The organism is Haemophilus sp. SZY H53 (genome assembly GCF_054332375.1).
Genome location: NZ_JBTGNV010000007.1, coordinates 115,466 through 130,412 on the forward strand (window position 1 = coordinate 115,466; position 14,947 = coordinate 130,412).

Consider the following 14,947-nt stretch of genomic DNA (forward strand, 5'->3'; position numbering starts at 1 on the left):
GTGGAAAAACAAGCTATTTCAGAACCGTATTATAATATTGTTGAGATTTTTGAAAGTCTTCAAGGAGAAGGTTTTAATACAGGTATGCCCGCTATTTTTATCCGTTTTGGTAAATGCAATCTTGCCTGTCCTTGGTGTGATACTAATTATCATCAATTTAAACGTTGGTCATTGTCACAAATTCTCAATAAAGTGCGGTCATTTTCTGCAAAGAATATTATTATCACAGGTGGTGAACCAACCATTGTACCTAAATTAGAGATTGTACTTAATCAATTAAAAAATTTAGGTTATTTTTTAGCAATTGAAACTAATGGTCTTCGCAATGTTCCTAGTCAAATTGATTTTATTGCCACTAGTCCAAAACGTCTATATGCGCATAAATACGAAAAGCGTTGTATTTCATTTGCACACGAAGTTCGTATTGTTGCTGATGACAATATTATTCCTTTTTGTGAAATGATTGAAAATAAAATTCAAGCAAAATATTACTATCTTTCTCCTTGTGAAGTTCATGGCAAGATGAATCTATTAGAAACGATCACACAATTAGGAAAATTAAATCAAAGAACGAATAGACCCAGATGGCTATTAAGTTTACAAACACATAAATTAATTGGAATGCAATAGCTATCATTTCTCTGTTCTAGGTGCGGTTATCATGCATACCAAACTTTAACCGCACTTTTCAAGATCTCCCTCCTTTCCTGCATATCTTTGATTTTATAAACGCGTCATTTTTTGATAAAATCACGCCAATTTTTTTATAAATAAGTAACTAATTTAAAAAATGACTACAAATTATTCTGCTCAAGAAATTACGGTTCTGAAAGATCTTGAACCGGTGCAAATTCGCCCTGGTATGTACACGGACACTACCCGTCCAAATCACCTTGCTCAAGAAGTTATCGATAACAGTGTGGACGAAGCCCTTGCAGGTTTTGCCACCAAAGTTGAAGTGATTTTACACGCTGATCAATCACTTGAAGTCATTGATAATGGACGCGGGATGCCAGTGGATATCCATCCAACGGAAGGCGTTTCTGGTGTCGAAGTTATCTTAACCAAACTTCATGCTGGCGGTAAGTTCTCGAATAAAAACTATGAATTTGCCGGTGGTTTACACGGGGTGGGGATTTCTGTCGTCAATGCCCTTTCTGAACGCGTTGATATTCAAGTTAAACGTAACGCTGAAGTGTATAAAATTGCCTTTGAAAATGGCACAAAAGTAGAAGAATTAGAAGTCATTGGGACTTGTGGCAGACGAACAACCGGCACCACCGTTCACTTCAAACCAAACCCAAAATATTTTGATAGCAAGAATTTTTCTGTTAGTCGTTTACGCCACTTATTACGTGCCAAAGCCGTACTTTGTTCAGGCTTAGAAATTAAATTTGTCGATAAAGTGAATAACACCGAAGATGTGTGGTGCTATCAAGACGGTTTATCCGATTACTTAACCGAAGCAGTAAATGGTTTTGAAACCTTACCTGAAAAACCTTTTGTCGGTGAATTTAAAGGCTCCACAGAAGCAGTAAGCTGGGCATTATTATGGTTACCTGAAGGTGGAGAGCTTATTGCAGAAAGCTATGTAAACTTAATTCCAACGGTACAAGGCGGAACACACGTAAATGGTCTTCGCCAAGGCTTGCTTAATGCCATGACCGAATATTGCGAATTCCGCAATAAATTACCACGCGGCGTGAAATTAACAGCAGACGACATTTGGGATCGATGTGCTTACATTCTTTCACTGAAAATGCAGGATGCCCAATTTGCCGGCCAAACCAAAGAACGCTTATCTTCCCGTCAAAGTGCGGTCTTTGTTGCAGGTGTTTTAAAAGATGCCTTCAGTTTATGGTTGAATCAAAACGTACAAGATGCCGATCGCTTAGCTGAAATGGCCATTAGCTCTGCACAACGTCGTTTAAATGCAGCCAAAAAAGTCGTGCGTAAAAAATTAGTGAGTGGCCCTGCTCTACCGGGCAAATTAGCCGATTGTGCATCACAAAATTTAGAAAAAACCGAATTATTCTTAGTAGAGGGTGACTCTGCGGGCGGCTCAGCCAAACAGGCGCGTGATCGTGAATATCAAGCAATCCTACCATTGCGCGGAAAAATCTTAAATACTTGGGAAGTCTCCAGTGATCAAGTGCTTGGTTCAACGGAAATTCATGATATTGCCGTGGCGCTTGGTATCGATCCTGATAATGAAGACTTATCTCAGCTTCGTTACGGTAAAGTCTGTATTTTAGCCGATGCGGACTCTGATGGTTTGCATATTGCCACCCTACTTTGTGCACTCTTTTTACGTCATTTCCCGAAATTAGTACAAGATGGGCACGTTTATGTGGCAATGCCACCACTCTATCGTATCGACTTAGGCAAAGAAGTCTTTTATGCCTTAGATGAAAACGAAAAAGAAGCGATTTTAGAACGCTTAAAAGGTAAAAAAGGTACCTTAAACGTACAACGCTTCAAAGGTTTGGGTGAAATGGATCCGTCACAATTACGTGAAACTACCATGGATCCGAATACACGTCGTTTAGTTCAATTAACCTATGAGCTAGGCAAAGATCAAGGGGCTGAAACATTAGAATTAATGGATATGTTACTCGCCAAAAAACGAGCAGAAGATCGCAAAAATTGGTTACAAACCAATGGCGACCAAGTGGATTTAGCCGTTTAATTATTTGAGGTCAATCATGAACGAACAACGTCGAGATTTTTTTAAGAATAGTGCACTAGGCCTTGCAACGATTACATTAGGTGCAGGTTTAAGCCTTATTCCCTCCGCTCAAGCAGAGGAAAAGCCCTCTAATACGGCAGCCACTGCGGTTGAAAAATTACCTGAAATTGAAGCTGAACTGACGCTTGCGCCCAATGTGCCAAAACCAATTGAACGTAACTATCCTGCAAAAGTCGTGGTAAAACTGACCGCACTTGAACAAATTATGGATTTAATGGATGGCGTGCAATTTAAATTTTGGACATTAAATGGTAGCGTGCCTGCGCCATTCATTCGTGTACGCGAAGGCGATATGGTGGAAGTTCAACTTTCCAACTCAGCGAGTTCAATGATGCCGCACAGTATCGATTTCCATGCTGCCGCTGTGCCAATGGGTGGTGCTATTGCGAGTGAAACGCCACCAACACGCACATCCACCTTCCAATTTAGAGCGTTACGTTCGGGGATTTATTTATACCACTGCGGCAGCCAACCTGTGGATATTCACCTTGCCAAAGGGATGTATGGTTTAGTTTTAGTTGAGCCCAAAGAAGGTTTACCAAAAGTGGATCGCGAATTTTACATTATGCAAAGTGAATTCTATACCAAAGGTGAATTTGGTGATCCTGGCTTGCAACCATTCAGTATGCAAAAAGCCATCGATGAACGTCCTGAATACGTACTATTCAACGGTAAAGTCGGCGCAACCATGGATGGAAATGCCTTAAAAGTGAAGACAGGTGAAACCATTCGTCTATTCGTAGGAAATGCTGGGCCAAATTTATGTTCTTCTTTCCACTTGATTGGTGCGGTATTTCACAATGTATATGTGGAAGGCGGTACGCTTGTTAATCACAATGTTCAAACTACCCTGATTCCATCCGGCAGTGCCACCATGGTGGAAACACGAATTGATGTACCGGGTACTTACGTCTTTATGGATCATTCCATTTTCCGCGCAGTAAACAAAGGCACAATGGGACATATTGTGGTTGAGGGTGAAAAAAATCCGAATATTTATTCCGGCAAATTAAAAGAGGAAGCCTTTAAAGAAGCCAATCCACAAAAACCGCAACCCGTTCCTTATGAAATAGACAGTCATAAAGGAATAGATATGGGACATTCTCCTCACGAACATTCAGATGCGAATTCTAGTGCAACAAGAAAATAGATTAGAAGAAGATGAGCAATATTAACTATGAAGGCATCGAGCAGATGCCACTTCGCACCTTTACAGAAAAGGCTTACCTTAATTATTCAATGTACGTCATTATGGATCGTGCATTACCTTTTATTGGAGATGGCTTAAAGCCTGTTCAACGTCGTATTGTCTATGCGATGTCTGAACTGGGTTTAAATGCTGCGGCGAAATTTAAAAAATCAGCGCGTACCGTCGGTGATGTGTTAGGTAAATTCCACCCACACGGTGACTATGCCTGTTATGAAGCCATGGTATTAATGGCTCAACCCTTTTCTTATCGTTATCCTTTAGTGGATGGCCAAGGAAACTGGGGGGCGCCAGATGATCCTAAATCATTCGCGGCAATGCGTTATACAGAATCTCGCTTGTCCAAAATCTCTGAAATTCTATTATCTGAATTGGGTCAAGGCACTGTTGATTTCCAACCAAACTTTGATGGCACCTTAGAAGAACCACAATATTTACCTGCTCGTTTGCCTCATATTCTCTTAAACGGCACAACAGGGATTGCTGTTGGGATGGCAACCGATATTCCTCCACACAATATTAATGAAGTGGCGGATGCAGCTGTCCTGTTATTAGATAATCCAAAAGCAGGATTAGATGATGTACTCAATATCATTCAAGGCCCTGATTTCCCAACTGAAGGGGAAATTATTTCCCCTAAAGATGATATTCGCAAAATGTACGAAACCGGTCGTGGTTCCATCAAAATGCGTGCAACATGGCATAAAGAAGACGGTGAAATCATCATTAGCGCACTTCCTCATCAATCTTCACCATCAAAAATCATTGCACAAATTGCTGAGCAAATGACCGCGAAAAAATTGCCAATGGTGGAAGATATTCGTGATGAAGCGGATTACGAAAATCCTGTGCGTATCGTGCTTGTCCCGCGTTCAAATCGCGTTGACACAGATGCCTTAATGGCGCATTTGTTTGCGACGACGGATCTCGAAAAAAGCTATCGTGTGAATATGAATATGATCGGACTTGATCATAAACCGGCCGTGAAAGGCTTACTTCAAGTCCTCACTGAATGGCTGACATTCCGTCGTACTACTGTGACACGTCGTTTACAACATCGTTTAGATAAAGTACTCGCTCGTTTGCACATTTTAGATGGTTTGATGATTGCCTTCCTCAATATTGATGAAGTGATTGAAATTATTCGTACTGAAGACGAACCTAAACAAGTTTTAATGACTCGCTTTAACTTAAGTGATGAACAGGCGGAAGCCATTTTAAACTTACGTTTACGCCATCTAGCTAAATTAGAAGAACATCAATTACAAGCTGAAAAAGATAAACTCGAAGAAGAGCGGTCAAATTTAGAGTTAATTTTAGGATCAGAACGTCGCTTAAATACCTTGATCAAAAAAGAAATTCAAGAAGATGCAAAAAAATACGCCAGCCCTAGAATGTCTCAATTAGTTGAACGTGAAGAAGCAAAAGCCATTTCTGAAAGTGAAATGACTCCGGCTGAACCCGTTACCGTCATCTTATCTGAAATGGGTTGGGTTCGTTGTGCGAAAGGTCATGATATTGATCCGGAAGGATTAAGCTACAAAGCAGGCGATAAATATCTGGCGCACGCTTGTGGTAAAAGCAATCAACCGGTAATCTTTATTGATAGTACTGGTCGTAGCTACGCTTTAGATCCATTAAGCTTGCCATCTGCGCGTTCCCAAGGTGAACCGCTCACCGGTAAACTTACATTACCGGCAGGTGCAACCATTGAACAGGTTATTATGGAACCTGAAAAACAAGAATTATTGATGGCATCAGATGCAGGATATGGTTTTATTTGCAAATTTGACGATTTAATTGCACGTAATAAAGCTGGAAAAGCCTTGATTTCTTTGCCAGAAAATGCGAAAGTCTTGAAACCTGAGACACTTTCCGAGTCGGCCTCACTTCTTGTGTCCCTCACTTCAGCGGGGCGAATGCTGATTTTTCCGGTACGAGATTTACCGGCATTATCAAAAGGGAAAGGCAACAAAATCATCAGTATTCCAGCAGCGAATGCAAAAGCGCGGTCAGAATTATTGGTGAAATTGTTCTTAATTTCAGAGCAAGCTAGCCTTGAGTTCCATTCCGGTAAACGAAAAATCACATTAAAACCGGAAGATCTGCAAAAATTCCGTGCGGAACGCGGCAGAAAAGGCTCTCAATTACCACGTGGATTGCATAGCAATGTTGATATTGTGGTAGTTGAACCCGAACACAACTCATAAGAATTCTCGAAACCAAACTAAATAGGAGGATATTTCGTGAATATTGTTTTTGATACCTATCAAACGCTTGCTTTAGCAAGTTTTGTATTATTACTTGGTTTTTTTCTAGTAAAACGTATTCGAGTTTTACAAACATTCAATATCCCTGAACCTGTTGTTGGTGGCTTTATTGTGGCTATTGCCTTAACCATTTTATACAAAGTAAATGGCACTTCATTCACTTTTGAGAAAAGCTTACAAACATCGATGATGTTAGTCTTCTTCTCGTCTATCGGTTTAAGTGCAAATTTTGCCCGCTTAATTAAAGGCGGAAAACCATTAGTTATCTTCCTATTTGCAGCCGCAATACTCATTGTTTGCCAAAATATCATCGGTATTTTAGGCTCGCAATTATTAGGTATTGATCCGGCTTACGGTTTACTTGCAGGTTCAGTTACCCTAACAGGTGGTCATGGTACAGGTGCTGCATGGGCAGAAACATTCACTAAAGAATTTAATCTACCGGCAGCAACAGAAATTGCGATGGCGTGTGCTACATTCGGTTTAGTCTTTGGTGGTATTTTAGGTGGCCCAGTATCTCGTTATTTATTAAATCATCAAAAACAAGGTGAAAACCCAGAGAATGATGAAGTTGATGACGTACAAGAAGCATTTGAGCATCCAACTTACAAACGTAAAATCAATGCTCGCTCAATTATTGAAACTATTGCCATGCTTTCTTTATGTTTGTTGATTGGTCAATATTTAGATAGTTTAACAAAAGGAACCTCAATCCAATTGCCAACGTTCGTCTGGTGTTTGTTTACTGGTGTGATTATTCGCAACAGTTTAACCCATTTATTTAAATTCCAAGTAGCAGACTCAGCAATTGATGTTTTAGGCAGTGTAGGCCTATCTATCTTCTTGGCTATAGCCTTAATGTCACTCAAACTTTGGGAATTAGCAGGACTCGCTACAGATGTATTGATCATTTTAACGATTCAAGTTGCTTTTATGGCCTTCTTTGCGATTTATGTAACCTACCGTATGATGGGCAAGGATTATGATGCTGTTGTATTAAGCGCTGGTCACTGTGGTTTTGGTCTCGGTGCTACCCCTACAGCGGTTGCGAATATGCAAGCGATTACTAGCCGTTTTGGTCCGTCTCATAAAGCATTCTTGATCGTTCCCATGGTTGGCGCATTCTTTATCGACTTATTAAATGCCGGTATTTTAAAAATATTCTTAAGTATTGTTGAAGCGCTTCACTAATAAAATGTAAAAAAGAAAGGCTGACATTTTGTCAGCCTTTTTATTTACTTGCTACTCAGTAAGTGTCTTCACCAAATCCATCACAAATTCTAACCGCTCTTTGTTTTCTGGAAGTGCTTTCACAAACTTAAATTTTAATGGTCCATCAAAGCGATAAACAATTGGATTTTGTTGAATTAATTTGATGAATTTTTCTGGATCAACTTTTGCCGAAGGTGAAAATTCAATAAAGCCACCTTGAGCCCCTGCATCGATTTTCAGTACTTTTAATGGTTTCACCATTAAACGCATTTCAGCAATTTGTAAAAGATTTTTAGTTGCTTCAGGTAATAGGCCAAAGCGATCGATTAATTCAACTTTTAATTCATCTAACTCTTGTTTACTTTCCGCTGCTGCAATGCGTTTATAGAACGACAAACGCATATTCACATCACCAAGATAGTCATCTGGCAATAAGGCGGGAACACGTAACTCAATTTCAGCTTGTTGATGCGTAATCTCTTCTAACGAAGGTTCTCTGCCCTCTTTTAAGGCTTTAACTGCCGCATCAAGTAATTCCATATAAAGTGAAAAACCGATGCTCTCAATTTGTCCACTTTGCTCATTCCCTAATAATTCACCTGCACCGCGAATTTCTAAATCGTGCGTCGCAAGAATGAAACCTGCACCTAAGTTATCTAAACTTTCTAATGCCTCTAAACGACGTTTTGCATCTTTCGTCATTAACTTCGGCGGCGGTGTAAGCAAATAAGCATAAGCTTGGTGATGAGAACGTCCTACTCGCCCACGCAGTTGGTGAAGCTGAGCTAAACCAAAATTATCTGCACGTTCAATAATAATCGTATTTGCCGTTGGTACGTCAATCCCTGTTTCAATAATGGTGGAACAGACTAAAACATTATAACGTTGATGATAAAAATCACTCATCACGCGTTCAAGTTCACGTTCTCGCATTTGACCATGACCAATGACGACTCGAGCCTCAGGGACAAGTGCGGTCAGTTTTTCTGCCGTATTTTCAATACTTGCCACATCATTATGCAAATAATAGACTTGTCCACCACGCAAAATCTCACGCAGAATCGCTTCACGAATAATTAAATCATCTTTCTGGCGAACAAACGTTTTGATACTCACTCGGCGAGCCGGTGGCGTCGCAATAATAGAAAGGTCGCGAATACCATTCATTGCCATATTCAAAGTTCGAGGAATTGGTGTTGCGGTAAGCGTTAAAATATCAATATTCGCTCGAAGTTGTTTAATTTTCTCTTTTTGTCCCACACCAAAGCGATGTTCTTCATCAATGATGAGCAAGCCAAGATCAGAAAACTTCACATCGGATTGAATCAATTTATGGGTTCCAATCAGAATATCAACTTTTCCTTCGGCTAAATTTTCTAAGATTTGTTTTTGCTCTTTGGCTGTTTTAAAGCGAGAAAGCACTTCCACATTAACTGGCAGATTAGCAAAACGATCTTTAAAATTCTCGTAATGCTGTTGAGCTAACAAGGTTGTTGGAACCAATACGGCGACTTGTTTATGGTTCATGACCGCCAAAAATGCGGCGCGCATCGCCACTTCCGTCTTCCCAAAGCCCACATCACCACAAACCAAACGATCCATCGCCTTGGGCTGACACATATCCGAAATGACGGCATTAATCGCCATGGCTTGATCGTGCGTTTCTTCAAAAGGGAAGGTTGCAGCGAATTGCTGGAATTCCTCACGATCATATTTAAATTCAAAACCTTTTTTCACTTCTCGTTGGGCATAAACATCAAGTAATTCAGCGGCCACATCACGAATTTTTTCTGCGGCTTTTTGACGCGTTTTACCCCACGATTCATTACCTAATTTATGTAATGGTGCGGTTTCATCTGAGCCACCAACATAGCGACTAATTAAATGAAGAGAACCAACAGGCACATAAAGTTTGGATTCATTCGCATAATTGATCAGCAAATATTCTGCTTTTAAGCCTCCAGTATCGAGTGTCACTAAACCACCATAACGCCCAACGCCATGATCTAAATGCACCACAGGCTGCCCTATTTTTAATTCGGCCAGATTACGCACTAAGGTATCTGGATTGATCGCTTTACGTTTATCACGATAACGTTGCTGTACCCGCTCGCCCAAAATCTCATGTTCAGTAATGATGGCGAGTTTAGCCTCATCAAGAATAAAACCTTGCTCAAGACGACTAACCCAGAGATTAAACTTGTCTTGATTGGCTTCAGATAAGGTTTTAATTTGTTTTAGTTTAATTTTTAAGGGTGAAAGTAAATCCAGTAAGGTTTCACGTCGTCCTTCGGTTTCAACTGAAAATAAAACATTTCCTTTAAAATGTTCAATAAACTGTCGAAGTTGGGATAACGGTTCTTTTTGCTGTGATTGAATGGTCACGGCTGGTAATGCGGATACCGATAAATTTTTCTGACGAACAGATGACCGCACTTTTTCTGCTTTAAAATTAATTTTAGGATAATTTTTTAATGCATGATTTACCGCATCAATACTTAACCACAAACGTTCTGGCGGCAAAAGAGGGCGCATTGGATCGACTTTTCGATGCTCATAACGCTGTTTGGCATCAAGATAAAAACGTTCACCTTGTGCTTGATTTGTTTCCATATCCACAAACAACGTTTTTTCGGGTAAGTAATCGAACAATGTTGCCATTTCATCAAAGAATAGCGGCTGCCAATATTCAATCCCTGAGATTAGTGTGCCTTTACTGATTTGCTGATAAATATGTTCTGGATCGCGACGAATTTCTCCAAAAGTTTCTCTAAATTGTGTACGGAAAAATTCAATGCCTTTCTCATCAGTTGGAAATTCGTGTGCAGGTAATAAATTAATAGATTGAATTTCATCTAACGTTCGCTGCGTATCGACATCAAAAGTACGAATCGAATCAATTTCATCATCAAAAAAATCTAAGCGAAATGGAACCTCACTTCCCATTGGAAAAAGATCTAAAAGTGATCCGCGCACAGCATATTCACCATGTTCTAGTACTTGCTCGACGGAACGATATCCTGCTGACTCTAATTGTAATCGCAATTTTTCAATGACAAGACGGTCGCCTTTTTTAATCAAAAGGACATTATGCTGTAGATATTTCGGCGGGCACACGCGTTGCATTAATGTGCTAATCGGTAAAACAAAGATACCTTTTTTAGTATTTTGCAAATGAAATAGCGCACTTAAACGTGAAGAAATAATTTCTTGATGAGGAGAAAAAGAATCATAAGGCAACGTTTCCCAATCAGGAAAAAACTGAACGGGCTGAGAAGTTAAATCTGGTAAAACTTGTGATAAACGAACCGAACTTTTGGTATCTGGTGTCACAACCACTGTCAATCCATCATATTGCTCAGCAATTTCGCTGACAGCAAGCGCATCCGCTCCCGTTAATACGTTGCCAAGAATTTTATGGTCATTCGGCTGAGTTGGAATATCAACATTAAAATAGGTTGTTTTCATAAGTGCGGTCAATTTTTATCTCATTTTTTGATTTACATGGCGAATTAGTTTAACAAATCCACCCTACTTTTCAATAATTATCTGTATAAAAAAACAGGGTTATTTAACCCTGTTTCTCTTATTTTTTGAGTGGTTCTAGTGGTTTCTCTTTTTTTACCTTACCATCATCATCAAATTCAATGCGTGGCATACAACCTCGACAGCTACCTTTATCTAAACCTAGCTCTTTGCAAAACTTATTATATTCATCTACGGCTTTGCGAAACCAACCTTTTTTTTCTTGCTTGCTCATCTTGCCTCTTTTTTTAATTTTTGTGCAATCTCCGAACGTAATAATTTTAACCCATTTTTCTTATTATAGGGTACCTTTTTTGTGATGAAATAATCTCTCATCAAAGGACAATCTTTTTCATCTAAATTCATTAAAAATCGACGAATTGCCGGCAAAGCGGAAGCTAAAGTGCGGTGAAAATAAGCAAAATTTTTCAAGCTTAGACAATCTTCGTCAATCAATCCCCAATCAACTGGTGTGGTATTAAATTCCTGAGCGAGGGGATGGAAAGACAAAGGCATATTCCGTTGAAAAGATTGCGTTGCTTCTTTTTCTAATTCAATCCCTTCTGCAGAAAGCCCTTTTAGAGCGATAGCTGAATAACAGCCACTACTTGCCTCTAAATGCTCGCCTAAATGAACAAGAGAAAAACCACATTTCTGCCAAAATTTAGCCAGTTCTTTGGTATAACCAAAACTCACCGATAAATAATCCACATCGGCATTTTGTGTGATGTATTCAATAAGTTGTGTACCTATACCATGCTGCTGCCACATAGGCTGAACCGCAATTCTCGAAATACGTAAAGAATGCAATTCACAAGCCTTTTGTTGTTGAGCATGAAAACAAAGTGCTTGCGGGACAAGATTACCTTTAGGGCGTCTAGTCCCTTGTTGAATCGCTTCAATGAGGGCTGAATCGTCAATTCCACCTTCCTCTAATGCCCAAACTGCCCCTAGTAAATTTTGCTCGCTTTCAGCGGTAAAAAAACACTGTGAATTGGCATCAAACAATCGCCGTAGATCTACTGGTGATGTACGATAATGCGCTAATGTCATCAAGCCATAGAATTGAGGCAATGAAGAAAGTATTTCCTCTTGTGAGCGTTCAGTGATTTGGCATATTTTGCTTTTGTCGTATGGCGTTTGTTTAAAGTCATCCTCTACATTCAATAATAAAAGCTCATCAATAAACGCCTCTAAAACATCATCTTTAGACCAACGTAGCGGTTCAATAAGCTCAAAGTCAGAAAAAGTGCGGTTAATTTTTTGCTTAAATTTAAGCTCAAAGCCTCGCCCCGTTCCCTCATAACTATGGATGGTAGTCGTAAATAAAATATGCTTAAAGTGATGGAAAAAAGCGCTCAGTTGAGCAATCGGCAGCATTGCCGCCTCATCGACAAAAAGCCAAGCATTTTCAGAAAAAGAAGGATCATTTTGCAAAGCAAGGAAAAGCTCATCTGGTGAAATAAAGATAATCTCTTTTTGTGAAAATTCAGCCAAAATTTTAACCGCACTTTTATTCGGTGCTGTGAGGTAAATTTTAGTATCCAATTGATTCGCTAATAAGCCTGCTAGAGCTGATTTCCCTCTTCCTCGTTTGGCAGTAAGAAAGTAAAGTTCAGATTCTTTTTGTAAGATTTGCTCAATGATTTTCTGCTGATCTAAGGTCGCGTTGTGATTGACAAATGACTGCTGAAAAGTGCGGTCAAATTTTAAATCATTTTGATGATAAAGGACGGGGAAGCCATATTTATGAATACAATGCTTAAAATATGTCATAAATCTTGGCGTAGCAATTGCCTCAATCGAACCGGACCAACAAAGACTATCTTCATCTATTTGAGAATGAAGCTCCTCCCAATTTGATAGCAAGATAATTAAGGCACCATTCATTTTCAATGTACCGGCTGTAATAGCGAGTGCCTCTAAATGGATGCCTTTCCGTGCATCAAACAAGATCGTTTCAAACTCTTGCCCAAGAAGATTTTGAATTTTAGAAAACTCATTAATGATCAAGGTATTTGCCGGCAAATTAGACGGCATATTCTCACTGACCAAAATTTGAAAATGACGTGTCATGAATTACTTTTCTAAATACGCTTCTAATTCAGCTAAATTTTGAGACCATTCATTACTGAGTTGCTTTATCCATGAAGCAATATCGGATGTCCAATTTGGTAATGAGATATCTTGAGCCTGTTTTGCGATATTTTGAACATTCACAAGCCCTACTGATGCAGCTGCACCTTTAATTTTATGTGCGACATCTGACACCGTTTGTTGCATATCTGAGTTTGCAAGATAATCGTCATACGCTGTCTCTAATTCATCTAAATAAATTGGCATCCATTGTTTAAATAAATCAACATTAGCTTTAGCTTGAGATTTTCCAATTAACTCAATAAGTGAAATATTAATGCCTTCTTGAACGCGAGGTGTTTCTTCTTCATCAGAGATACATTCAATATTATCGCCTAAAAAAGTTTTAAAGCATTGACGTAATTCAACCAAAGAAAGTGGCTTGCGTAACACGCCATCCATTCCCTGCTCTTGATATTCTTCTTCGCTATGCATCACGTTCGCTGTAAAGGCAATTAAAGGCGGTAGAAAATCGTAAATCCCTTCTTCGTAGTTTTTTCGCAAATATTGTGCGATATCAAAACCTGACATATCAGGCAACTTAATATCAAGAAAAACAATATCATAGGTATTTTTCTCAAATAATCGGATCGCCTGTTCACCATTCATGGCAACATCAACATAATGCCCCTGCTTTTCAAGAATGCTTTTAGCCACAACCACATTCAATTCAACATCTTCAACTAATAAAATAGAAAGATGCTGCATGGCTTTTTCAGCATTTCCATCATGAGCTTGCGCTTGTTCAGCAATAATCGTTAAATAAAAAGTAGAACCTTTATCCAATTCACTTTCAACGGTTAAATCACCTTGCATTAACTGCGCAAGATTTTTAGAAATTGCAAGACCGATGCCACTTCCTGCTGAACGATGAATATTATCTTTAACCTGATAATACATGGTAAAAATCTTATCTAATTCATAAGGTGCAATACCTGCTCCCGTATCAGTAACACTAAATTGATACTGATTATCCTGTATTTTCTGTACTGTTAGAATAACTTCACCCTTATCAGTAAACTTCACAGCATTACCAATTAAATTCCAAAGAATTTGGCTGATACGTGCACGATCGAGATAAAGCCAATTAGCTAAATTTTCATCACAATTTAAAGAAAACTTTAGTCCCTTTTGCTCTGCCATTAAGATACCAAAATTATAAAAATCATTAAGTAGTGAATGGAAATCGCAAGGTTGAATATTTAATTCAATACGTTTAGAGTCGATCTTATCTAAATCAATAATGTCGCTAAAAATATGACCTAAACTGACCGCACTTAAATTAATCGTATTCAGACAATTCTGTTGTTGTTCCGTTAATTTATCATCTAATAAAATTCGACTTAAACCAATGATTCCATTTAATGGGGTACGTAACTCATGGCTAATTGTTGCAAGTAAAGTACTTTTATCACGACTATTTTTTTCTAATCGTGCAAGCATTTTAGATAACTCTAAACGGGAACGCTCTAATCGCTCAACAAGTAGCGTAAAGAAATAAATAACAAAAGGAGCAGTAAACAAACCAAAAGTGATCGAGCGAACAATATCACTCCAGTGAATACCATCACTAAAAAGGGTACTTAATAAGATTTGTATACAAAGAGCCAAAATCGCAAGAATAGCAATGCCAAGTAAAGAGAAGCGAACTCGACCTAATCGAATAACCCAATCAACATAACGTTGAGCAAAATATCTAAAGTTTTTCATTGTTTATATTGAGAAATAAAAATTGAGATCATTCTATATAATTTTTAATAAAAATCCATAAACAAAAACCCCAAGCTCTTCAGCTCGGGGTTCTACATTCAGTACCTGGCGGTGTCCTACTCTCACATGGGGAAGCCC

At 38.9% G+C, this 14,947-nt stretch carries 9 protein-coding genes; 5 read left to right on the forward strand and 4 right to left on the reverse strand.

Annotated elements, in window-relative coordinates; genetic code table 11:
- From ACXVWB_RS08070 to gltS, 5 genes are all read left to right on the forward strand, one after another.
- On the forward strand, positions 1-630 hold the full coding sequence (locus ACXVWB_RS08070; protein WP_128787486.1) for a 7-carboxy-7-deazaguanine synthase QueE: 630 nt from the start codon (positions 1-3) through the stop codon (positions 628-630).
- A gap of 160 nt (positions 631-790) precedes the next feature.
- The gene (parE, locus tag ACXVWB_RS08075) at positions 791-2,689 is read left to right on the forward strand and encodes a DNA topoisomerase IV subunit B (protein WP_289901983.1); all 1,899 of its coding nucleotides are present in this window, start codon (positions 791-793) and stop codon (positions 2,687-2,689) included.
- Positions 2,690-2,705: 16 nt separating this feature from the next.
- Complete coding sequence (gene nirK / locus ACXVWB_RS08080) at positions 2,706-3,899, forward strand: copper-containing nitrite reductase (protein WP_289901982.1); 1,194 nt, start codon at positions 2,706-2,708, stop codon at positions 3,897-3,899.
- An 11-nt stretch (positions 3,900-3,910) separates the two neighbouring features.
- On the forward strand, positions 3,911-6,166 hold the full coding sequence (gene parC / locus ACXVWB_RS08085; protein WP_289901981.1) for a DNA topoisomerase IV subunit A: 2,256 nt from the start codon (positions 3,911-3,913) through the stop codon (positions 6,164-6,166).
- Positions 6,167-6,202: 36 nt separating this feature from the next.
- A complete protein-coding gene (gltS, locus tag ACXVWB_RS08090; RefSeq protein WP_458485300.1) occupies positions 6,203-7,417 on the forward strand; it encodes a sodium/glutamate symporter in 1,215 nt (404 codons plus the stop codon).
- 51 nt (positions 7,418-7,468) lie between these two features.
- On the opposite strand, the gene mfd is transcribed toward gltS, so the two are convergent.
- The 4 genes from mfd to ACXVWB_RS08110 form a co-directional block, all read right to left on the reverse strand.
- Positions 7,469-10,906 carry a transcription-repair coupling factor gene (mfd, locus tag ACXVWB_RS08095; RefSeq protein ID WP_289901979.1) on the reverse strand — a complete coding sequence of 1,146 codons (3,438 nt, stop codon included), beginning with the start codon at positions 10,904-10,906 and terminating at the stop codon, positions 7,469-7,471.
- Between the two features lie 118 nt (positions 10,907-11,024).
- Positions 11,025-11,198 (reverse strand): DUF5363 family protein, encoded by a 174-nt coding sequence (locus ACXVWB_RS08100; RefSeq protein ID WP_289901978.1) that lies wholly within the window; start codon positions 11,196-11,198, stop codon positions 11,025-11,027.
- Positions 11,195-13,039, reverse strand: coding sequence for a tRNA(Met) cytidine acetyltransferase TmcA (locus ACXVWB_RS08105; RefSeq protein ID WP_289901977.1), 1,845 nt, complete (start codon positions 13,037-13,039; stop codon positions 11,195-11,197). The genes ACXVWB_RS08100 and ACXVWB_RS08105 overlap by 4 nt, the downstream gene beginning before the upstream one ends.
- Before the next feature lie 3 nt (positions 13,040-13,042).
- On the reverse strand, positions 13,043-14,809 hold the full coding sequence (locus ACXVWB_RS08110) for an ATP-binding protein (RefSeq protein WP_289901976.1): 1,767 nt from the start codon (positions 14,807-14,809) through the stop codon (positions 13,043-13,045).
- Positions 14,810-14,947: the final 138 nt, after the last annotated feature.